We start from the raw sequence: 21814 nt of genomic DNA on the forward strand, positions 1-21814 counted from the left end.
GGGTCATCCTCTTTCATTGCGAGGTGTGCGATGGCAAGAAACGTCTCCTTCGGTCGCGTGGCCGAGCTCGTCAGCAGCGCCCTGAAGGCACAGGGCAGCGTCTCCGGCGACCTCTCCGTCTCCGTTCTTGTGGCGGACGACGCGCCCGCCTGGCTGGCGCGCGCGGTGCGCGACAGCCTCCTCCCCGAGCAGGAGGGCGCCCAGGTCCGTGTGGCGAGGCTCGCCGTCGGGACCGAGCTCGCCCAGGCGGACCTCGCGCTCGTCTGCGTGGGGCCCGCGGAGGCGGGGGAGGACGAGGCCGTGCGGGCCTACGCCTCCTCGGGCATCCCGGTCTGCGTCGTCGCCGAGTCGTCCCTCGACGCGCCGGGGCTCGAGCTGCCGGAGGCGCTCGCGCCCTATGCCTCGCTCGTAGCCGCCTCCGAAGCGCCGGCCCTTCTCGAGAAGCTCGCGGACTGGCTGCTCGACAACGTCTCGGACCCGATCTGCGCCGCGGCGAACTTCCCCTTCTGCCGCGACGCCGAGGTGGCCCGCCTCACCAACCGCTGCGCCCTGGAGAACGCCGTGGTTGGTGCGGTCGACCTCGTGCGCGGCGCGGACCTTCCGATTATGGCCTCCAACCAGGCCAAGCTCGCGCTCGACGTCGCGGCCGCCAGGGGCCGCACCCAGGATGCGCTCACCGCGGCCGGGCTCGCGGGCGTCGTCGCGGCGGCCTTTGCCTACCGCGGGGTCGCGCGCGTGGCCTGCAGGGGAGCGGGGCCGCTCGCGTTCCTCGTGAGGGCCGCGGTCGCCTACGGCGGCACGGCGCTCACGGGCCTTGTCGCCTCCGAGCTCTCGGAGGGCGGCGTGGGAGGCCTCGCCGAGTCTGCGGCCGCGGCAGCCCGCGAGGTCGCGCTCAGGGCGGCCGAGGCGGCCGGGGCGCGCACGAAGGCCGCGGAGGCCGGCGCGAGCGGTGCCAGACGGGCGCTACCGGGCCGCGAGGATGGCTCCGACTACGTTACCTACGAGCGAGGCGAGAAATGAGGGCGGCGAGAGAGGACCTCTTTCACAGGATCGAGCCGTTGCTCACGCGCGTCGACAAGCCCGCCCGCTACCTGGACCACGAGTGGGGCGCCACCGAGGAGCAGGACGGTCCCTTCCACGTATGCATGGTCTACCCCGACGTGTACGAGGTCGGCCAGCCCAACCTCGCCATAGCCATCCTCTACGACGTGCTGAACCGCCAGGAGGGCGTCTCCTGCGAGCGCGCCTACCTGCCCTGGGTGGACATGGCGGACCTCATGCGCGAGGAGGGGATACCGCTGCTCGCCCTGGAGAGCTCGGCGCCCCTCGCGAGCTTCGACGTCGTGGGGTTCACGCTCGCCCACGAGATGGCCTGCACCAACGTGGTCGAGGCGCTCGACCTCGCGGGGATTCCCGTCAGGGCGGAGGAGCGCGCGGAGGACGACCCCTTCGTGTTCGGCGGCGGCCCCTCGGTATGGAACTGCGAGCCGGTGGCGCCCGCCTTCGACGCGATCCTGCTGGGCGACGGCGAGGAGGCCATCGTGGAGATGGTCGACTGCGTGCGTCGGGGCCGCGACCGCGGCGACTCGAGGGAGCAGGTCCTTCTCGACCTCGCGCGCGTGCAGGGCGTCTACGTGCCCTCGCTCTACGAGGTCGTCGTTGACGAGGGGTCGACGCGCTGGGGCTACGCGCGGCCCAAGGAGGGTACGGGCGCGCCTGGGCGGGTGCTCAAGAGGACCCTGCAGGACCTCTCCGCCACCGACCCCAGCTATCAGAGGATCGTGCCCTACATGGGCCTCATCCAGGACCGGCTTGCCGTGGAGGTCCTTCGGGGCTGCGCCCGCGGGTGTCGCTTCTGCCAGGCGGGCATGACCTACCGCCCCGTGCGCGAGCGTCCGGCCGACCAGGTGGTCGATGCCTGCGAGAGGGGCCTCGAGCGGACGGGCTTCGACGAGTGCTCTCTCTCATCGCTCTCGACGACCGACCACTCGCAGTGCCGCGAGATGCTCCAGGAGCTCGACCGGGACCTTGCGGGCACGGGCGTCAGGGTCTCGATCCCCTCGCAGCGCATGGACTCCTTCGGCGTGGAGATGGCGGCCGCCGTCGGCGCGTCGCGCAAGGCCGGCCTCACCTTCGCTCCCGAGGCGGGCTCGCAGCGCCTGCGCGACGTGATCAACAAGAACGTGACCGAGCGAGACATCGAGCAGGCGGCGCGCAACGCCTTCTCCGCCGGCTGGCGTCGCATGAAGCTCTACTTCATGATGGGCCTGCCGACGGAGACGGACGAGGACATCATCAAGATATCCGAGTGCGCCGAGCGCGTCTGCGGCATCGGCCGGGAGGTGCTCGGGCGGCGTGCGGGCGTCTCGGTCAGCATCTCCGTCGCCGTCTTCGTGCCCAAGGCGCACACGCCCTTCCAGTGGGTCGGGCAGCTTCCGCTCGACGAGGTCGTCAGGCGCCAGCAGCTACTTCTCCACTCGACGCCGGACCGCGCGGTGAGGATCTCCTACCACGACGCGCGCACCTCCCAGGTGGAGGCCGCCCTCTCCAAGATGGGGCGGCGCGGCTTCGACCTCGTGATGGAGGCGTGGCGGCTGGGCTGCCGCTTCGACGCCTGGTCCGACCAGTTCTCCTACGAGCGCTGGTGCGAGGCGGCGCGGAACGTGGGCGTGGACCTCGCCGAGACCGCCTCGGAGTCCTTCGACCACTCGCTCAGGCTGCCCTGGGAGCACACGTCCCCCGGCGTCTCGAGGGGCTTCCTCGAGCGGGAGTGGAGAAGGGCCGCGCGCGGCGTGACCACCGAGGACTGCACCAGGGCGAGCTGCGTCGGCTGCGGCGTCTGCCCGACCCTGTCGGTCCACAACGACCTGGCGGGTGATCGATCGTGACCGATGACGGGCTCGTGCTCTGGAGGCTGCGGGTGCGCTACCGCAAGGACGGGAGGCTGGCGTTCCTCGGGCACCTCGAGGTGATGAACACGATCATGCGCAGCGTGAGGCGCTCCGGGCTGCCCTTCTCTGTGGGCAACGGGTTCGCGCGGCGCATGAGGGTGCAGTTCTCGCAGGCGCTGCCCGTGGGGGCCTCCTCCCAGGCGGAGTACTTCGACCTCATGCTCACGAGGAGGGTGGAGCCGGCCCTCGCGCTTGAGGCGCTCGGGGCCGCCACCCCCGCAGGCCTCGCCCCCGAGGCCGTGGCCTACCTGCCGCGCAAGGTGCCCGCGCTCGAGGCCTGGGCCACGATCTCGCGCTGGTCCTGCGACCTCATGGGAGAGGGCCTCGACGCGGGCGACCTCGAGCGCGCGGTCGCCCGCATGAGGGACAGGGGCGCCCTGGAGTACCGGCGGGGCGAGAAGACGAAGCGCGTCGACCTCACGGAGACCCTCGTCTCGATCGCGGTGGATGAGGCCCCCGACGGGCTTCGCGTCGACCTCATGACGCGCTCGACCAACGAGGCCTCCCTGAGGCCGGCCGTCCTCTTCGACAAGGCGATGGGGGAGGAGCCGCTCCTGGGCGCGCGGCTCGACTATGCGCGCGTCACGAGGCTCGGCCAGTGGCACGCGACGGAAGATGGGCGTCTTGTGGAGCCGCTCGAGATGACCTTCGGGGAGGGCGAGCAGGGCTATTCTGGGTCTGCGCATACCGAACAGTAGAAACGTGCCCCGTGTGCCCAGCTACGGTCTCCTACACCACGGCCACGGGGATTTTTGTTGACTACTCGCTATACGCACGTATAATTGTTAGCTGTTGCACTCAGACCAGCAATGAGGAGTTACCAAATGTACGCTATCGTTACTACTGGTGGCAAGCAGTACAAGGTTGCCAAGGGCGACGTCATCGACGTCGAGAAGCTCGACGCGCAGCCTGGCGACAAGGTGAGCCTTGACGTCCTGATGCTCAATGACGGCAAGAACACCGTCGTGGATGCCGCCGCACTCGCCGAGAAGAAGGTCACCGCCGAGGTCGTCGACCAGCACAAGGGTGAGAAGCAGGTCATCTTCAAGTTCAAGAAGCGCAAGCGCTACAGCCGCACCCGCGGCCATCGCCAGAACCTCACCAGGCTTCAGATCGCAGAGCTTCCCATCGAGGAGGCCGCCGAGGCCGCCTCGACCGAGGCCTAACGTCCCGTTCTCCAAGACTAGATAAGAGGTAATGACATGGCACACAAGAAGGGCCTTGGCTCCTCGCGCAACGGTCGCGACTCCAACTCCCAGCGCCTCGGCACCAAGATCTATGGTGGCCAGGCAATCAAGACCGGCCAGATTATCGTCCGCCAGCGTGGCACGCACATCACGCCGGGTGAGAACGTCGGTCGTGGCAAGGACGACACCCTCTTCGCGCTCGCCGACGGTACGGTCGAGTTCGTGAAGGGCGCTAAGCACTACGTGCACGTTCGCACCGCCTAGGCTGCGTAACAATCGCGATGGGGCCTCGTCTTTGCGGCGGGGCCCTTTTATTATGTGAAGTCGGAGTCGGTCCCGGGCTAGCCGGGGCGGACTCGCGGTGGAGTACACTAGAGAAAGGACCACCTCGTGGCGAGCTTTACCGATCTCTCTAAGATCAACGTCAAGGGCGGTGACGGCGGGGCGGGCTGCATGTCCTTCAGGCGCGAGGCCTTCGTCCCCAAGGGCGGCCCGGATGGCGGCGACGGCGGGAACGGCGGCGACGTCATCGTGGAGGCCGACCCGCAGCTCTCCTCCCTCATCGACTACCGCTACAAGCACCACTTCAGGGCGGAGCGTGGCACGCACGGCCAGGGAGCGCGCCGCCACGGCAAGGACGGGGCCGACCTCGTCCTCAAGGTCCCGCTCGGCACCGTCATCCATGAGCTCGACCCGAGGACGCAGGAGCCCGTCTACCAGATCGCGGACCTCACCCAGCCCGGGGAGCGCGTGGTCGTGGCGCCCGGTGGCATCGGCGGCCGTGGCAACATCCACTTCGTGACCTCAGTGAGGCGAGCGCCCGCCTTCGCGGAGAAGGGTGAGCCCGCCCAGGAGCACTGGATCGAGCTGGAGATGAAGCTCATGGCGGACGCCGCCCTCGTGGGCATGCCGAGCGTGGGGAAGAGCTCGATCATCGCGCGCATCTCCGCCGCTCGTCCCAAGATCGCGGACTACCCCTTCACGACCCTCGTCCCCAACCTCGGCGTCGTGAGGACCAAGGACGGCTCGCGCTCCTTCGTCGCCGCCGACGTCCCCGGCCTCATCGAGGGCGCGAGCGAGGGCAGGGGGCTTGGCCACCAGTTCCTGCGCCACATCGAGCGCACGGCCCTCATCCTGCACGTCGTCGACGTGACGGGCGGCTTCGAGCAGCGCGACCCGGTCGCGGACTACCACGCCATCAACGCCGAGCTCGCGGCCTACGCGACCGAGCTCGCGGAGCGCCCGCAGCTCGTGGTCGCCAACAAGTGCGACATGCCGGGGTGCGAGGAGACCGTGGCGCGGCTCAGGCAGGCGGCGGAGGAGGACGGCAGGGAGCTCTTCTGCGTCTCGGCCGTCACCGGCGCCGGCCTCGACGACCTCGTGGAGCGCTGCGCCACCATGGTCTCCGAGCTCAGGAGCCAGATCAGCGCGACGGAGGCCCCCGACGCCTTCAACGCGGCGTGGGAGCGCAAGCGCCAGCGCAGGGACCGCACGATTACGGTCAGGCAGGAGTCGCGCGGCATCTGGCGCGTCTCCGGCGGCGCCATCGAGCGCATGGTCATCCAGACGGACTGGGAGAACCCCGAGGCGCTCGCCTACCTCGAGCACCGCTTCGAGCGCATCCACCTCGAGGAGAAGCTCCTCAAGGAGGGCTGCCGGGACGGCGACGAGGTCCGCATCCTCGGGTTCGCGTTCACCTTCGAGACGAACCATGGCACGGACGAGTACGCGGAGCTGCGAGACGCCGACGACGAGGTCGTCAGCGAGTTCGACGAGGAGGGGTAGGGGATGTACCTGCCGCAGGAGATGGACGGGCTCGTGGTGGTGAAGGTCGGGTCCTCGACCCTCGTCGACGCCTCGGGCAGGCCGGACGCGGCCTTCATCGCGCGCCTGATCGACCAGATCGCGCAGCTGAGGCACGGCGGCCGGCCCGTAGTCCTCGTCTCCTCGGGCGCAGCCGCCGCCGGCAGGGAGCGCCTGGGCTTCTCGGCCAAGCCGACGGACATCCCGAGCCTGCAGGCGTGCGCTGCGGCCGGCCAGGCCGCGCTCACCGAGGCCTACGCGAAGGAGCTCGCCTCGCGCGGCGTAGCCTGCGGCCAGGTGCTCCTCACGAGGAGGGACGTGACCGACCGCGAGGGCTACCTCAACGCGCGGAACACCTTCTTCCGCCTGCTCGAGCTCGGCGCGGTGCCGGTCGTGAACGAGAACGACACGGTGAGCGTCTCCGAGTTCACCTTCAGCGACAACGACATGCTCGGCGCGATCGTCTCGGCGCTGCTCGGAGCGAGCCTGTACGTGATCCTCTCCGACGTCGCGGGCCTCTACACGGCAAACCCCCAGACCGACCCCGCCGCGCGCCTCGTGAGGCGCGTCACCAGCGTGAACGACGAGGTGCTGGCCATGGCGGGCGGCGCGGGAAGCTCGGTCGGCACGGGAGGCATGCGCTCCAAGCTCCGCGCCGCCCGGGCGATGATCGCCGCGGGCATCCCGACCGTCATCTGCGAGGGGCGCGCGGACAACATCCTCGTGCGCGTCGCGGGCGGCGAGCTGGTCGGCACGCGCTTCGAGGCGGACGAGGGCTCCTCGCACGAGAGCGGCCGCAAGCTCTGGATCGGCCTCGCCGAGGTGACACACGGCCGCCTCACGGTGGACGAGGGAGCGAAGAGGGCTATCGTGGAGAGGGGGGCGTCGCTGCTGCCGGTGGGCGTCACCAAGACGGAGGGCACCTACGAGGAGGGCGACGTCGTCGACGTGGTCGACGCGTCCGGCTTCCTCATCGCGCGCGGCGTCGTGCGCTACTCGTCCGAGGACATGGTGCGCGTGCGCGGCCTCCAGCTCGACGTGATCGGCCGGTTCATGCCGGACAAGGCGACGCAGCCGGCCATCCACAGAGACGAGCTCCTGGTCTTCTAGGGACGGGGCGCAGGCGGGCCGAGCGGGGCGCTGGAGGATGCGATGGGCGGAAGTGAGGCGAGCATGGGACTGGATCCCCTGGAGGTCGAGCGGGTGGCCGAGGGCGTCATCGAGAGGAGCGACCTGCCGCTGCTCGGCCAAGACCCGAGCAAGACCTACCGGCTCGGGATCATGGGCGGGACCTTCGACCCCATCCACAACGGCCACCTCGTGGCCGCCGAGCAGGCCTTCGACGACCTCAACCTGGACGTGGTCGTCTTCATGCCGGCCGGCAGCCCCGCCTTCAAGCAGGACAAGCGCGTCTCCTCGGGCGAGGACCGCTACGCCATGACCCTGCTCGCGACCTCCGACAACCCGCACTTCCTCGCAAGCCGCTTCGAGATCGACCGCAAGGGGATCACCTACACCGTCGAGACGCTCTCCCTGCTGCGCGAGATCTACGCGCCCAACGTCGAGCTCTACTTCATCACCGGCGCTGACGCGATCCAGGAGATCGTGACCTGGAGGCACGCCGAGCGCATCGGCCGCCTGGCGACGCTCGTGGGCGCAACGAGGCCTGGCTACGACCTCGAGCGCGCGCGGGAGAGCATCGCCTCGTCCGGCTACGACCTCGACGTGATCTACCTCGAGGTCCCGGCGCTCGCCATCTCGTCGAGCTACCTGAGGCAGCGCGTGGCGGACAACCAGAGCCTGCGCTACCTCACGCCGGACCCCGTGACGGGATACATCCACAAGCACAAGCTGTACGGGGCGCGAACGACCCGCTACGGCTCCACGCGCGTGACGCGCGCCAACGAGTACTAGGGAGAAGAACGTGGGAAAGCCCCATGACGGGAAGAGGGAGGGCTCGCGCGAGCCGGGGGCGTGGCTCCCGGTCGCCGGCGAGGCGAGCTTCGACGAGGGCCAGCTCGCCCTCATGGACGAGATCGAGCGCGACCTGAGGGCGCGCCTGGCCGCGAGGCCCCGGCGCCTCGCGCACTCCCTCTCCGTCGCCGATACCGCCTGCCACCTCGCGCTCCTCTACGGCGCGGACCCCTTCGACGCGCGGGTGGCTGGACTCTTGCACGACTGGGACAAGGCGCTCGAGCCCGAGGAGCTCCTGCGTCGCGCGCGCGAGGAGGGGCTGGACCTGGGGGTGGACCTCGAGCTCGTCGAGCCGCTCCTCCACGGCATCCTCGCCGCCCGCGAGCTGCCCGAGCGCTACCCCATGCTCGCGGCCCCCGTCTTCCAGGCCATAGCGCGGCACACGACGGCGGCCGAGGACATGTCCCCCCTCGACGAGGTGGTCTTCGTCGCCGACGGCATAGAGCCGCTCAGAAGGGAGAGCGCCGGAATCGCGCGCACGAGGTCGCTCGTCGGCCGCGCCTCCCTCGACGACGTCTTCTGGGAGTCCTTCACCGGCGGTATCGTCTACGTGATCGAGGGCGCCCGCTACCTCTACCCGGGTACCATTGACGTGTACAACGCCATCGCCGCGCGCCGGGCGCGCGGCGCGGCTGCAGGAAACGCACTCAAGTGAAGAGAAGGCAGGAGTACATGAGCATAACCCCCCTGGAGCTCGCTAAGGTCGCCGCCATCGCCGCGGACGAGAAGAAGGCGCAGGACATCGTCCTGCTCGACCTCACGGAGCTGTCCGACGTCTGCGACTACTTCCTGATCGCAAGCGCCGGCAACGCGCACCTGATGGACGCCGTTGTCGACGGCATCGAGGAGCGCGTCTGGAAGAACGCGCAGGTGAAGCCCCTTGCGAGAGAGGGACAGAACGGCACCAGGTGGGTCCTTCTGGACTACGGGTCGCTCGTCGTCCACGTCTTCGACCCCGAGGTGCGCGAGTACTACCGCCTCGAGCGGCTGTGGGGCGAGGCCCCGCGCGTGCCGCTCGACCTCGAGGGCGCGCTTGGCCTGGAGGAGGTCGCGCCCACGGCGGCGGTCGCGGAGGGTGCGGCCGAGAAGGACGGGCCGGCTGGGGAGGAATAGCGGGACACGAATCGCGGGGCGCCGGAGCGGGCGCCCCGAACTAGTCGTCGTCCTTGTCCATGGGCGCCGTGTCGGAGGATGCGTCCCTCATCCTGAGGTCGCGTCCGAACGACACGGCGTTCTTGCCGAAGCGCTCCCGCAGCCGGTCCGCGGTGACGCTCAGCTCGCGCATGCGCTCGTCGCGATCGGCGCGCTCGAGGCTCCTCGCGGCGCGTGTGCGGGGGCTCGCGCCCCTCTCGGTCCGCGTCTCGTGCGGGTCGGGTGCGCTTGCGGGCTCGTCGGAGGGCGCGTCGTCGAAGAGCCTGAGCTGGGTCGGCCTCGCGGAGAAGTCCGACACGGCGACGCCCACAAGCCTGACGGGGGTGCCCGGGCTCCAGGCGACGCGAAGGAGCCCCCGGGCGGCGCGCCCGAAGACGGCCTCGTTGTCGGTCGCGTCCTCGAGCTGGCACTGGGCCGTGTGGGTCGTGGTCGCGTCGAACTTGAGCTTCAGGGTCACGCGCCGACCGCTGAGGCCCTTCCTCCTCAGGCGTGCGCCGACGAGGGAGCTCACGTGCGCTATGGCCGCGAGCACGTCGGCCTCCTCCGTGAGGTCGTGCGAGAAGGTCCGCTCGTTCGAGACGGACCTTGGCGCCTCGCGCTCGCTCGAGAGCCTAACGACGCTGCGCTCGCGGCCCAGGGCGCGCTCGCGGAGCCTGGGGCCGGAGACGCCGAGCAGGGCCTCGAGCTCCACGGGGTCGGCGCGGCCGAGCTCCCCCAGGGTCCGTATCCCCGCCCCTGCGAGCTTGGCCTGGGTGGCGGCGCCGATGCCGCTCATCGCGCGGACCGGCAGGGGTGCGAGGAAGGAGGCCTCCATGCCCGGCATGACGATGGTGAGGCCCCGCGGCTTGTCGCGCTCCGAGGCGACCTTGGCGATGGTCTTGCTCGTCCCGAGCCCGATGGAGCAGGTCACCCCGAGGGCGCTCACCTCCTCCTGCAGCTCCCTGCAGACGAGGATGGGGTCGCGCCCGGCGCGTCCCGGAGTGACGTCGAAGAAGGCCTCGTCGATGGAGACCTGCTCGACGCGGGGCGTCCGGTTGCGGATGAGGCCCATGACCTCGTCGCTCACCTGTCGGTAGCGGTCGAAGTGCCCGGTCGTCCAGACGGCGTCGGGGCAGAGGCGGAGCGCCTGGGCCGAGGGCATGGCGGAATGGACGCCGAACGCCCTTGCCTCGTAGGAGGCGCAGGAGACGACGCCCCTGTGCTCCGTCGAGCCACCGACGATGAGGGGGCGCCCGGCGAGCTCTGGGTGGTCGAGGCGCTCGACGGAGGCGAAGAAGGCGTCGAGGTCGAGGAGGCCGATCGCGGGCCCCTCCCACGCGAGGCCGCCTGCGAGCGGAGACCTCGGGCGCCGCGCCCCCTCGCCGCGTCTGCGCCCCTCCAGGGGGCCCCGCGCGCTGGCCTCCTCGTGCAGAGGCCCTTCTCCGCCCATGGCTAGGCCTGCCCGCGGAGCTGCGAGGGCTGCCTCAGGGGGAGGGTCACCGAGAGCGTCGTGCCCGCCTCCTCGCTGCTCGTGGCGTGGATGTCGCCCCCGGAGGAGATGGCGACGGACTTGGCGATGGCGAGCCCGAGCCCGAAGCCGCCCGCCCTGGGGTCCCTCGAGCGGGCCTGGTCCGTGCGGTAGAAGCGGTCGAAGATGTGCTTGAGGTCTTCGGGCGCGATGACGTCCCCCACGTTCGTGACAGAAAGGACGCAGCTGCGGCCCTGCCGCCTGAGGGAGACCGTGACCGTGGTGCCCGCGTAGGCGTACTTGCAGGCGTTGTCGAGCAGGATCCTCACCAGCCGCGAGAGCCACACCTCGTCTCCGGTGACGTGGACGTCGCCCTCGATCGAGTCCTCGATGACCGAGCCGCGCTCGAAGGCCACGGCGTCGAACTCGAGGGAGGCGCTCTCGACCACCTCGGAGAGGTCCACGTCGTCCTTGCGCGAGATGCCGCCCGCCCCGAGCTGGTCCTCGTCGGCGCGTGCAAGCTCGAGCAGCTCCTCGACGAGCCCCTTCATGTGGGACGACTCGTCGGCGGTGCTCTCGATCCAGCGGCGGCTGCCGGCGGGGAGCCCCTCCTCCCTGAGGAGGATCTCGGTGTTGGCGATGATCACGGAGAGCGGCGTCTTGAGTTCGTGGGAGGCGTCGGCGATGAAGCGGTGCTGCTGCTCCCAGGCGTCCTCGACCGGCTGCAGGATCCAGCCGGAGAGCCACCAGGATATGGCGGCGAGCGCGGCGAGGCCCATGATGACGATCGCCACGTCCTGGAGCAGCTGCGCGCGAAGGGAGTAGTAGGACCCGTAGGTGTCGACCATCGCCACGCGCAGGGCGCCGTCGGAGAGGAGGGCCTTGCGCCAGGCGACGTGCGCCGTGGCGTCGTAGCCCTCGGAGGACTCGGAGCGGGAGGCCGTCTCGAGGATCTTCCTGAAGACGTCCTTGTCGATGACGACGGAGCTGTAGTTGGACTCGAGGACCACGCCGCTCTGGTCCACGTCGACCGTGATGGCGAGCACCTTGGGGGCGCGCGCCTCCGAGCTGCCCGCGGGGTACTCGGAGATGCTGCGGACGTTGCCGCTCAGGCCGAGCTCGAGCGCCTCCGAGATGACCCCCTGCTGCGTGTGGTACAGCGAGAAGAACGAGGTGGAGAACGCCAGGACGAGGACGGACCCGACCATGACCAGGATGACGGCGACGAGCTTTCGCCTGAGCCTCTTCAGCATGTGCCACTCCTAGCGGACGCGGCGCGCCTACTGGTCCAGCACCTCCAGGCGGTAGCCGAGCATCCTCAGCGTCGTGATGAGCACCTTAGAGTGTAGGTGGTTGATCTTCTTGCGGAGGAACGAGATGTAGGCCTCGACGGAATTCTCCGACGCCTCGCCGTCCATGCCCCAGACGCGGGTCAGGAGGTCCTGCTTGGAGACGACGCGCGAGTTGGAGCTCATGAGCATCCGCATGACCTCGAACTCCTTGCCGGACAGGTGGACGCTCCTGGACTCGCAGGACAGGTCGTGCGTGTTGAGGTCGAGCTTGAGGTCACCGAAGGTCGCGACGTCGAGGATCACGTCCCCCTTGCGCCTGGTGAGGGCGCGCAGGCGCGCGAGGAGCTCGGGGGCCTCGAAGGGCTTGGTCATGTAGTCGTCCGCGCCCGCGTCGAGGCCCTCGACCTTGTCCGTCGTGGCGGTGCGCGCCGTGAGCATGAGGACGGGGATGGCGTTGCCCGTGCGGCGCAGCTCGTGCACCAGGTCGAAGCCGTTCATGCCCGGGAGCATGACGTCGAGTACGATCGCGTCGTAGAGGCCGCTCTGAGCGCTCGCGAGCCCGGCTTTGCCGTCGTAGGCCGCCTCTGCGTTGAACGAGGCGTCCTCGAGGATGTGGCAGATGGCGTCTGCGAGATTGCGCTCGTCTTCGACAACGAGAATGTTCATGTGGCCCCCTTCGGTAGCAGTGCCACGCACTGCATACTCTTTTACAAGGCGAAGCTTGAGAGGATATTACGCCCTGACACTCAAAGCTTTCTGAATGCCCGCCAGTCTGGGAACGTATTCAGGGGCGATTCGACGCCAATTCACAGAAACTGCACTTTGCAGACTCTGGGCCATGTCGTATCATTACCTACTGCTTGTATGGCTTAGCGGTGCGGCCTACACCACACACCCCAGCGCCGCTCGTCTGAAGGAGTTTTCATTGGCAGTCAAGATTCGTATGGCACGCCACGGTGCCAAGAAGCGCCCCTACTACCGCGTCGTCGTCGCAGACGGCCGCATGCCGCGTGACGGCCGCTACATCGAGCAGGTCGGCCGCTACAACCCGCTGACCAACCCCAAGACCATCGAGCTCGACCTCGAGAAGATCGACGAGTGGATCTCCAAGGGCGCCCAGCCCTCCAACACCGTCGCCCACCTGATCGACATCGTGCGCACCGGTGCCACTGCTCCCGAGAAGAAGCAGAAGGTCTCCAAGAAGCAGGCTGCCAAGGCCGCCAGCTCCGAAGAGTAAATCGTGGCTGCACAGGACATGGTCGACGAGGAGGCTCTCGATGACGCCTCTGAGGAGATGCCCTCGGACAAGGTAGCTGACCTCGTTGAGTACATCGTATGCGGCCTTGTCGACGATGAGGATGCGGTCTCCCTCGACGTCACCGACGGCGAGGAGGGCTCCCTCATCGAGGTGAGCTGCGCCGAGGAGGACGCGGGGAGGATTATCGGTCGCCGTGGTCGCACGATCAAGGCGATCAGGACCCTCGCCCGCGCGCTCGGCCAGCGCGTGGGGACCTCGGTCGAGGTCGAGGTGTTGGGTTAGGTCATCTTGATCAGCGACTACAAGCTCATAGCCCACATAGAGAAGGCCCATGGCAAGAGGGGGGAGTTCGTGGCGGCGTCCGTCCACGGGCTTCCCCCTCTCATGCACGAGGGCATGCGCGTGGCGGTCGTCCCGCCGCGGCTCAAGGGAGACCGCTTCCACGTGGTCGAGCGCGCGGACTCGGGAGGGGCGCGCGCGAGCCAGCTCGTGGCGCTCTCCGGCGTGTCGGACCTCGACGCGGCGGAGGGCCTGCGCGGCCGCTACCTGCTCGCGCGGCGCGAGGACCTCCCGGCGGACGTGGAGCTCATGGACGCGGAGACGATGGTCGGACGCACGGTGACGGACGCCTCGGCGGGGGAGCTCGGCAGGGTCGCCGAGGTCATCCGCACCCCCGCGCACGACGTCTGGGCGATCGACACGGGCGCAGGCGAGCTGCTCCTGCCCGTGGTGGACGCCATAGGCGCGACGCTCGCGGCAGACGGCGAGGTGGCCGTGAGCGTCCCCGCGCATCTATTGGAAGAGCTTCGCAGGGGAGACTCCGAGGGGGACGAGGCATGAGGTTCGAGACCCTGTCGGTCTTCCCGCAGGTGTTCGCCCCCTACCTCGACGAGTCGATCATGGGGCGCGCCCAGAGGCGGGGAATCTTCGAGTTCTGTGCCTACGACCTGCGAGACTGGACGCATGACAGGCACCGTACCGTGGACGACGCGCCCTTCGGCGGCGGCCAGGGGATGCTCATGAAGCCCGCCCCCATCTTCGAGGCGGTGCGGGCCATATCGGCTATGCACGAGGAGCGCCCGCACGTCGTGTTCTTCTCGCCCTGCGGCGAGCGCTACGACGAGTCCGCGGCGAGGCGGCTGGCCGCCATGGACCGGGTGCTGCTGGTCTGCGGGCGCTACGAGGGGATGGACGAGCGGGCCTACGAGCTCGCGGACGAGACGCTCTCGCTGGGCGACTACGTGCTCACCGGTGGGGAGCTCGCCGCCCTCGTCGTCATCGACTCGGTCGTGAGGCTCCTTCCCGGCGCCCTCGGAGACGAGAAGAGCGCGGAGGACGAGAGCTTCTCGGACGGCCTCCTCGAATACGCCCAGTACACGAGGCCGGCGAACTTCGAGGGCCTCGAGGTCCCGCCCGTGCTACTATCCGGGGACCACGCCGCAGTGCGCGCCTGGCGCAGGAGGAGCTCGGTGGAGCGGACGGCACTCTGGCGTCCGGACCTCCTCGAGGGCGCCGAGCTCACCGAGGAGGAGCGTGCCTGGGCGCGCGAGGCCGCGAAGGGGCCCCTTGGGGAAGGCGAAGCCGAGAAGGCGGATTAGGGAGGCCGGGATGGGCCGCAGGGGAGCAGGAAGGGCGGCCCTGGACTGGGTCGTCACGATCGCAGTGGCGCTCGTGATAGCGGTGCTGCTCAGGACCTTCGTCTTCGAGGTGTACATCGTCCCGTCGGGCTCGATGCTCGAGACCATCCAGGAGGGCGACAGGCTGGTGGGAGAGAAGGTCAGCTACCGGTTGGCGGGACCCAGGGCAGGCGACGTCGTCACCTTCAACGACCCGCAGGACCCCTCGGTCACCCTCATCAAGCGCGTGGTCGCCGTCGGCGGGCAGACTGTCGACATGCACGACGGCGTCCTCTACATCGACGGCTTGCCCCAGCAGGAGAGCTACACCGAGGGCAAGCCGACCGAGCCCCTGCCTACCAACGTGGTGGACGGTGGGCTAAGCTATCCGTATACCGTGCCCGAGGGCTGCCTCTGGGTCATGGGCGACAACAGGACGAACTCTCTCGACTCGCGCTACTTCGGTCCCATCAGCGTGAGCGACGTGACGTCCCACGCCGCGTTCATATTCTGGCCCCTCCCCGATGCTGGGGGCCTCTAGGAGGCGAGGGCGCGCGGTTGGGGGGCCGCGCGAAGGCATCGCACCTCAAGTAAGCGTATGGAGCGCCAACGAGCGGGAAAGGACGGGGTATGAGAGACAACTCGCTTACCTTCCAGGACATGATCTTGAAGCTCACACACTATTGGGCGGAGCTCGGCTGCACCGTCATGCAGCCCTACGACAGCGAGGTCGGCGCGGGTACCTTCCACACCGCGACGACCCTGCGCTCCCTCGGCCCCGCCGCGTGGCGCACGGCCTACCCGCAGCCTTGCCGCCGGCCCGCGGACGGGCGCTATGGCGAGAACCCCAACCGCATGCAGCACTACTACCAGTATCAGGTCCTCATCAAGCCGTCGCCGGTCGACTCGCAGGACCTCTTCTTGGGCTCGCTCGCGGCCATCGGCCTCGACCCCAAGGACCACGACGTCCGCTTCGTCGAGGACGACTGGGAGAGCCCGACCCTCGGCGCCTGGGGCTTGGGCTGGGAGGTCTGGATCGACGGGATGGAGTGCACGCAGTTCACCTACTTCCAGCAGGTGGGCGGCATCGACGTTGACCCCGTGCCGGTCGAGATAACCTATGGCCTCGAGAGGATCGCCATGTACATCCAGGGCGTGGACTCCGTCTACGACCTCGTCTGGAGCTATCTGCCCGGCGGCAAGCCCATGACCTACGGCGACGTCTTCCTCGAGAACGAGCGCGAGTTCTCCGCCTACAACTTCGAGATCGCCAACGTCGAGATGATGCGCAACAAGTTCGACGACTACGAGGAGGAGTGCCACTCCTGCCTGAGGGCGCACCTGCCGCTGCCCGCCTACGACTGCGTCCTCAAGTGCAGCCACGCGTTCAACCTGCTGGACTCCCGCGGCGCCATCTCCGCTACCGAGCGCGCCAACTACATCCTGCGCGTGCGCGAGGTCGCGAAGCTCTGCTGCGAGGCGTACCTCGCCGAGGTCGCCGGAAAAGACGATGACGCCCAGAAGGGGGAGGTGGCCTAGATGGCAGACACCAGGGATTTCCTACTCGAGATAGGCACCGAGGAGATGCCCTCGGCACCGCTCATGAACGCCCAGCGCCAGCTCTCCAAGCTGGTCGCCGGCAAGCTCGACGAGGCCGGGCTCGCGCACGGAGAGGTCCGCACCTGCTCGTCGCCGCGCAGGCTTACCGTGATCGTCTCCGGCGTAGCCGAGTCCACGTCCGAGGTCAACGAGGTCAAGCAGGGCCCTGCGGCCGACATCGCCTTCGACGCCGAGGGCAGGCCGACCAAGGCCGCCGAGGGATTCGCGCGCAAGGCGGGCCTCACGGCCGACCAGCTCGTCCGCCGCGAGGGCGCGGACGGCCGCGAGCACGTCTTCGCCGAGCTGCACGTCGACTCCAAGCCGGCCCTGCCGATCCTCTCGGAGATCTCCGAGACGACGATCGCGGGACTGCAGTGGCCCAACTATCGCAGCCAGCGCTGGGGCTCCGAGCACGCGACCTTCGTGCGTCCGATCCGCTGGATCTGCTGCCTGTTCGGCTCCGAGGTCGTCCCGGTGACCTACGCGGACGTCACGAGCTCCAACACCACCCGTGGCCACAGGGTCCTCGGCCCGGGCGAGCACGTGGTGAGCGAGCCGAGCGCCTACGAGGCCGTGCTCGAGTCCGCGCACGTGCTCACCGAGAGGCGCCGCGACGAGGTGATCCGCCAGGGCATCGAGAAGATCGAGTCCGAGATGGACGGCTGCCACGTCGAGACCCCCAAGGGCACCTACGAGGAGGTCGTGAACCTCTGCGAGTGGCCGACGGTACTCGTGGGCGAGTTCGACGAGGAGTTCCTCAAGGTCCCGCACGAGATCATCTGCGATTCCATGCTCTCCAACCAGCGCTACTTCCCGATCTACGACAAGGACGGCAGGCTGACGCGCAAGTTCGTCATCGTCTCCAACGCCGACCCGCGCTGCAACGAGACGGTCATCGCCGGTAACGAGCGCGTCGTGCGCCCGCGCCTCGACGACGCGAAGTTCTTCTACGAGGAGGACCTCAAGGTTCCGATGGACGAGTTCGTGGAGAGGCTCGGCAAGGTCGCCTTCCAGGAGAAGCTCGGCACGATGCTCCAGAAGGCGCACCGCATGGAGGCCCTCGCGCCCGAGGTCTGCACCGAGGCCGGCGACGCCGCCGAGGCCAAGCTCGCCGCGCGCGCGGCGCTTCTCGCCAAGGCAGACCTCGTCAGCCAGGCCGTCGTCGAGTTCACCAACCAGCAGGGCGTCATGGGCGGCTACTACGCGGCCGCAGCCGGGGAGCCCGAGGTCGTCTCGCGCGCCATCACCGAGCACTACCGCCCCCGCTTCGCGGGCGACGAGCTCCCGGGCGACACCGTCGGCAAGGCCGTTGCCATCGCCGACAAGCTCGATACGATCTGCGGCCTCTTCGCTATCGACGAGCCGCCCACCGGCTCCTCGGACCCCTTCGCGGTGCGCCGCTCCGCGATCGGCGTCATCGCGATGCTGAGGACCCTCGAGGGCGTCGACCTCAAGGGGCTCATCGCCAAGGCGCTTCGGTCCTACGCCGAGCAGGGCCTCGAGTTCGACGCGGAGAAGGTCGCCGCCGACGTGGAGTCCTTCTTCGCCGGCCGCCTCGCCTCCATCGCCAAGGACGAGGGCGTCTCGCCCGACACGATCGAGGCCGTCTCCTCGGTCGGCGTCATCGATCCGACGCAGTTCCTCGCGCGCGCCCACGCCCTCGAGGACGCCCGTGCCGGCGAGACCGAGGTCTTCGATGACCTCGCCACCGCCTTCGCGCGAGCCTCTCACCTGACCGACGCCACGCTCGGTGACGACGTCGACGAGTCGGCCCTGACGGAGCCGGAGCGCGCGCTCCTCGCTGCCTGCAAGAAGGGGGCCGAGAAGGTGGCCTCGACCATCGCGGAGGCTGACTTCACCAGCGCCTGCGCCGCTCTCGCCGATTTGAGGGAGCCAATCGACCAATTCTTTGATGACGTCCTTGTCATGGACGATGACACTAAGGTAAGGGAGAACCGTCTGCGTCTGCTGAACAAGTTCGTCGGCGTCTTCCGTGACGTCGCCGACTTCGCGGTCCTCTCCCGTAAGTAGCAGTCATTGTCCCCGGTGGTCTGATTCCGGGTTGGGAGGAGAGACATGGGCATCCTCGATCTTGACGAGGGCGTAGTACTCGAGAACGTGAAGCCGTTGATCTTCGTCATGTCGGACGCGCGAGGCGAGACGGCCAACGTGGTCGTGATGGCCGCGGCGGCCCAGTTCGGACCGGACTCCGTGGACATCGTCCGCCTTCACGACGCGAAGGACCTGGCGACGGTGGAGAAGTTCCTCGACGAGAACGTCCAGCCGGACCGTCCGATGGCCGTCTTCCACACCTTCAGCGACAAGAACATGCGCCGCGAGGTGCGCGGGCTGCTCGAGAGCAGGGGCATCCCCTCGATCGACCTGCTCGGGCCTGCCATCTCGGTGATCGCCACGCTCTCCGGCGAGGAGCCCAACAACAAGGTCGGCGCCCTGAGGGACCAGCTCGCCAAGTAGGGGCCGCGGACGCCTGCTGGGCAGATAGGTAGTACACAGAAGGGAGAAACTCTACATGCTAGGGTTTCTCCCTTCTTCTTGCCGGAGATACTGCCGAACGGTTGGCATGCGGCCGCGAAGTGCTTGTGTCGGAGCTATGAAATCGAAGCGATTAAAATCATTTTGTTCTGCATCCACATCCTTGCGTAGGTGCGGGGCGAGGGTCGCTTAGACGCGGCAAGGCAATCGAGCAAGAGAAGGAGCAACATGGCTGAGAAGCACGTATATCGCTTCGGTCACGACGAAGCCGGCAACAACGTCACCGAGGTTGCCGGTAAGACCGTCGACGAGGCCAAGTGGATCACTGGCGGCAAGGGCGCCAACCTTGCCGAGATGGCTAACATCGGCCTTCCCGTTCCTCCGGGATTCACCATCACCTGCCAGACCTGCGTCGCCTACTCCGGCGCGGGCAACGTCTGGCCCGAGGGCGTTCTCGACGAGATCGACGAATATCGCAAGGACCTCGAGAAGCGCATGGGCAAGAAGCTCGGCGACGAGAACGACCCGCTCCTGGTCTCCGTCCGCTCCGGCGCGCCCTTCTCCATGCCCGGCATGATGGACACGGTCCTGAACCTCGGCCTGAACGACCGCTCCGTCCTCGGCCTCATCAAGAAGACAAACAACGAGCGCTTCGGCTGGGACTCCTACCGCCGCTTCATCCAGATGTTCTCCGACGTCGTCATGGGCGTCGACGGCCAGCTCTTCGAGGACGCCATCAACGAGAAGAAGGCCGAGAAGGGCGTGAAGCTCGACACCGAGCTCGACGCGGCCGACCTGAAGGACCTCACCGAGACCTTCAAGGGCATCTTTGCCAAGAACGTCGACTCCCAGGCTCACCCCGAGGTCGCGCCCGACGGCATCGCCTCCTTCCCGCAGGACCCGCTGCTGCAGCTGCGCCTTGCCGAGCAGGCCGTCTTCGGCTCCTGGAACACCCCGCGCGCGATCCTGTACCGCAAGCAGAACAAGATCGACGACACGCTCGGCACCGCCGTCAACGTCCAGGTCATGGTCTTCGGCAACATGGGCGAGACCTCCGCGACCGGCGTCGCCTTCACGCGCAACCCCGCCGACGGCACCAACGAGCGCTACGGTGACTTCCTGGTCAACGCCCAGGGCGAGGACGTCGTCGCCGGCATCCGCAACACCGAGCCGATCGCCGACCTCCCCAAGACCCCCGGCCTTGAGCAGGCGGGCAAGGACCTCTATCACGTCTTCGAGATCCTCGAGGACCACTACGCGGACATGATGGACCTCGAGTTCACCATCCAGGAGGGCAAGCTCTGGATGCTGCAGACCCGCGTGGGCAAGCGCACCGCGCTCTCCGCACTCAAGGTCGCCATGCAGATGGTCGAGGAGGGCCGCATCACCAAGGAGCAGGCCATCATGCGCGTCGCTCCTGAGCAGCTCGACCAGCTCCTGCACCCGCAGTTCGACCCGAAGGCAAAGTACGACGTCATCGCCAAGGGCATGAACGCCTCGCCCGGTGCCGCGGTCGGCGCCGTCGTCTTCTCCTCCGACGCCGCCGTCTCCTACAAGAACCGCGAGAAGCCCTGCATCCTGGTCCGCTGGGAGACCACGCCTGACGACCTCAAGGGCATGGTCGCGGCCGAGGGCATCCTCACGTCCCACGGCGGCAAGACCTCGCACGCCGCCGTCATCGCCCGCGGCATGGGCGCGCCGTGCGTCTGCGGCGCCGAGGCGCTGAAGATCGACGCCAAGGCCAAGGAGGTCGTCGTCTCCGGCACCGACGTGGTCCTGCACGAGGGCGACATCATCTCCATCAACGGCACCACGGGCGACATCATCAAGGGCGCCGTGCCCCTGACGCGCCCGTCTCTGACCGGCGACCTCGAGACCATCCTCACCTGGGCGGACGACGTCCGTCACGACGCCTCCCGCGGCCGCATCTTCGGCGTGCGCACCAACGCCGACAACCCCGCGGACGCGCAGCTCTCCGTCGACTTCGGCGCCGAGGGCATCGGCCTCGACCGCACCGAGCACATGTTCCTGGGCGACCGCAAGCAGATCATCCAGTCCTTCATCCTCGCCGACAACGACGGCCAGAAGCAGCAGGCCCTGGGCCAGCTCCTGACGGCGCAGACCGGCGACTTCGAGGGCATGTTCAAGGCCATGGACGGCAAGACGGTCATCGTCCGCCTGCTCGATCCGCCCCTGCACGAGTTCCTCGACAACCCGCGCGACCTCGCGGTCGAGATCGCCCGCGCCGAGGGCCGTGGTGAGACCGAGTCCCAGCTCAAGGCCATGCGCGACCGCCTGGCCCGCCTGGACTCCTTCCAGGAGGCAAACCCCATGCTCGGCCTGCGCGGCTGCCGCCTTGGCATCGTCTACCCCGAGCTCAACGACATGCAGGTCCGCGCCATCGCGAGCGCCGCTGCCCACCTCATCAAGCAGGGCCTCAACCCGAAGCCGGAGATCATGGTCCCGCTCATCTCCACGGTCGAGGAGCTCAAGCTCGTCCGCGAGCAGGTCGAGGCCGGCGTCAAGGCGGTCGCCGAGGCCGAGGGCGTCGAGCTCGACATCCCGATCGGCTGCATGATCGAGCTGCCGCGCGCTGCCGTCACCGCAGACGAGATCGGCCAGTACGCCGACTTCTTCTCCTTCGGCACCAACGACCTCACGCAGACCACCTTCGGGTTCTCGCGCGACGATGTCGAGTCCGCCTTCATCCCGCAGTACCTCTCCAAGAAGATCCTCAAGACCAACCCGTTCGAGACGCTGGACTACGGCGTCGCGAAGATGGTCAAGATGGGCGTCGAGGGCGGCCACAAGGCCAACCCGACCATCGTCTGCGGCGTCTGCGGCGAGACCGGCGGCGACCCCGACTCCATCCACATGTACTACGACCTCGGGCTCGACTACGTGTCCTGCTCGCCCTATCGCGTGCCCGTCGCCCGCCTCGCCTGCGCCCAGGCGAAGATCGAGTCGAACGGCGGCCCCAAGAAGCTCGAGAAGTAGCCTCGACGCGATAACGAGGCCGGCTGGCTAGATCGGCTCAGGCAG

22 protein-coding genes are annotated in these 21814 nt (G+C 68.5%); 19 read left to right on the plus strand and 3 right to left on the minus strand.

The window, feature by feature from the left end; all coding sequences use genetic code 11:
- The first annotated feature begins 30 nt into the window (after positions 1 to 30).
- From VXJ25_RS04430 to rsfS, 10 genes are all read left to right on the plus strand, one after another.
- Positions 31 to 1020, plus strand: a complete 990-nt coding sequence (locus VXJ25_RS04430; RefSeq protein WP_330958005.1) for a hypothetical protein — start codon at positions 31 to 33, stop codon at positions 1018 to 1020.
- A complete protein-coding gene (locus VXJ25_RS04435) occupies positions 1017 to 2888 on the plus strand; it encodes a TIGR03960 family B12-binding radical SAM protein (RefSeq protein ID WP_330958006.1) in 1872 nt (623 codons plus the stop codon). The genes VXJ25_RS04430 and VXJ25_RS04435 overlap by 4 nt, the downstream gene beginning before the upstream one ends.
- Positions 2885 to 3649: a TIGR03936 family radical SAM-associated protein gene (locus VXJ25_RS04440; RefSeq protein ID WP_330958007.1), complete on the plus strand. Its 765-nt coding sequence runs from the start codon at positions 2885 to 2887 to the stop codon at positions 3647 to 3649. The genes VXJ25_RS04435 and VXJ25_RS04440 overlap by 4 nt, the downstream gene beginning before the upstream one ends.
- Before the next feature lie 126 nt (positions 3650 to 3775).
- On the plus strand, positions 3776 to 4117 hold the full coding sequence (gene rplU, locus VXJ25_RS04445) for a 50S ribosomal protein L21 (protein ID WP_330958008.1): 342 nt from the start codon (positions 3776 to 3778) through the stop codon (positions 4115 to 4117).
- Between the two features lie 36 nt (positions 4118 to 4153).
- Positions 4154 to 4402, plus strand: a complete 249-nt coding sequence (gene rpmA, locus VXJ25_RS04450) for a 50S ribosomal protein L27 (protein WP_330958009.1) — start codon at positions 4154 to 4156, stop codon at positions 4400 to 4402.
- Positions 4403 to 4528: 126 nt separating this feature from the next.
- Entirely contained in the window at positions 4529 to 5923 is a 1395-nt protein-coding gene (obgE, locus tag VXJ25_RS04455; RefSeq protein ID WP_330958010.1) for a GTPase ObgE, read from the plus strand.
- A 3-nt stretch (positions 5924 to 5926) separates the two neighbouring features.
- Positions 5927 to 7051 (plus strand): glutamate 5-kinase, encoded by a 1125-nt coding sequence (proB, locus tag VXJ25_RS04460; protein WP_330958011.1) that lies wholly within the window; start codon positions 5927 to 5929, stop codon positions 7049 to 7051.
- A gap of 63 nt (positions 7052 to 7114) precedes the next feature.
- On the plus strand, positions 7115 to 7855 hold the full coding sequence (gene nadD / locus VXJ25_RS04465) for a nicotinate-nucleotide adenylyltransferase (RefSeq protein ID WP_330958012.1): 741 nt from the start codon (positions 7115 to 7117) through the stop codon (positions 7853 to 7855).
- Positions 7856 to 7865: 10 nt separating this feature from the next.
- Positions 7866 to 8570 carry a bis(5'-nucleosyl)-tetraphosphatase (symmetrical) YqeK gene (gene yqeK, locus VXJ25_RS04470; RefSeq protein ID WP_330958013.1) on the plus strand — a complete coding sequence of 235 codons (705 nt, stop codon included), beginning with the start codon at positions 7866 to 7868 and terminating at the stop codon, positions 8568 to 8570.
- Entirely contained in the window at positions 8567 to 9028 is a 462-nt protein-coding gene (gene rsfS / locus VXJ25_RS04475; protein ID WP_330958014.1) for a ribosome silencing factor, read from the plus strand. Before yqeK ends, rsfS begins: the two co-directional genes overlap by 4 nt.
- Positions 9029 to 9068: 40 nt before the next feature.
- On the opposite strand, the gene dinB is transcribed toward rsfS, so the two are convergent.
- Genes dinB through VXJ25_RS04490 form a run of 3 tightly spaced genes read right to left on the minus strand, consistent with a single transcriptional unit; the run spans position 9069 to position 12472 of the window.
- Positions 9069 to 10496 carry a DNA polymerase IV gene (gene dinB / locus VXJ25_RS04480; protein WP_330958015.1) on the minus strand — a complete coding sequence of 476 codons (1428 nt, stop codon included), beginning with the start codon at positions 10494 to 10496 and terminating at the stop codon, positions 9069 to 9071.
- A 2-nt stretch (positions 10497 to 10498) separates the two neighbouring features.
- The gene (locus VXJ25_RS04485; RefSeq protein ID WP_330958016.1) at positions 10499 to 11767 is read right to left on the minus strand and encodes a sensor histidine kinase; all 1269 of its coding nucleotides are present in this window, start codon (positions 11765 to 11767) and stop codon (positions 10499 to 10501) included.
- Between the two features lie 27 nt (positions 11768 to 11794).
- Positions 11795 to 12472, minus strand: coding sequence for a response regulator transcription factor (locus VXJ25_RS04490; RefSeq protein WP_330958017.1), 678 nt, complete (start codon positions 12470 to 12472; stop codon positions 11795 to 11797).
- A gap of 259 nt (positions 12473 to 12731) precedes the next feature.
- On the opposite strand from VXJ25_RS04490, the gene rpsP reads away from it, so the two are divergent.
- From rpsP to ppdK, 9 genes are all read left to right on the plus strand, one after another.
- Entirely contained in the window at positions 12732 to 13043 is a 312-nt protein-coding gene (gene rpsP / locus VXJ25_RS04495; RefSeq protein ID WP_330958018.1) for a 30S ribosomal protein S16, read from the plus strand.
- Positions 13044 to 13061: 18 nt separating this feature from the next.
- On the plus strand, positions 13062 to 13346 hold the full coding sequence (locus VXJ25_RS04500; RefSeq protein ID WP_330958094.1) for a KH domain-containing protein: 285 nt from the start codon (positions 13062 to 13064) through the stop codon (positions 13344 to 13346).
- A 6-nt stretch (positions 13347 to 13352) separates the two neighbouring features.
- The gene (locus VXJ25_RS04505; protein WP_330958019.1) at positions 13353 to 13904 is read left to right on the plus strand and encodes a ribosome maturation factor RimM; all 552 of its coding nucleotides are present in this window, start codon (positions 13353 to 13355) and stop codon (positions 13902 to 13904) included.
- The gene (gene trmD, locus VXJ25_RS04510; protein ID WP_330958020.1) at positions 13901 to 14662 is read left to right on the plus strand and encodes a tRNA (guanosine(37)-N1)-methyltransferase TrmD; all 762 of its coding nucleotides are present in this window, start codon (positions 13901 to 13903) and stop codon (positions 14660 to 14662) included. Before VXJ25_RS04505 ends, trmD begins: the two co-directional genes overlap by 4 nt.
- A gap of 10 nt (positions 14663 to 14672) precedes the next feature.
- Positions 14673 to 15221: a signal peptidase I gene (gene lepB, locus VXJ25_RS04515; protein ID WP_330958021.1), complete on the plus strand. Its 549-nt coding sequence runs from the start codon at positions 14673 to 14675 to the stop codon at positions 15219 to 15221.
- Between the two features lie 89 nt (positions 15222 to 15310).
- Positions 15311 to 16219, plus strand: a complete 909-nt coding sequence (locus tag VXJ25_RS04520) for a glycine--tRNA ligase subunit alpha (protein ID WP_330958022.1) — start codon at positions 15311 to 15313, stop codon at positions 16217 to 16219.
- The gene (glyS, locus tag VXJ25_RS04525; protein ID WP_330958023.1) at positions 16220 to 18310 is read left to right on the plus strand and encodes a glycine--tRNA ligase subunit beta; all 2091 of its coding nucleotides are present in this window, start codon (positions 16220 to 16222) and stop codon (positions 18308 to 18310) included. It begins immediately after the preceding gene.
- A gap of 45 nt (positions 18311 to 18355) precedes the next feature.
- Positions 18356 to 18754 (plus strand): kinase/pyrophosphorylase, encoded by a 399-nt coding sequence (locus tag VXJ25_RS04530; protein WP_330958024.1) that lies wholly within the window; start codon positions 18356 to 18358, stop codon positions 18752 to 18754.
- A 246-nt stretch (positions 18755 to 19000) separates the two neighbouring features.
- Positions 19001 to 21769, plus strand: a complete 2769-nt coding sequence (gene ppdK, locus VXJ25_RS04535; RefSeq protein WP_330958025.1) for a pyruvate, phosphate dikinase — start codon at positions 19001 to 19003, stop codon at positions 21767 to 21769.
- Positions 21770 to 21814: the final 45 nt, after the last annotated feature.

This window comes from Olsenella absiana, from assembly GCF_036408855.1.
GTDB lineage: Bacteria > Actinomycetota > Coriobacteriia > Coriobacteriales > Atopobiaceae > Olsenella_K > Olsenella_K absiana.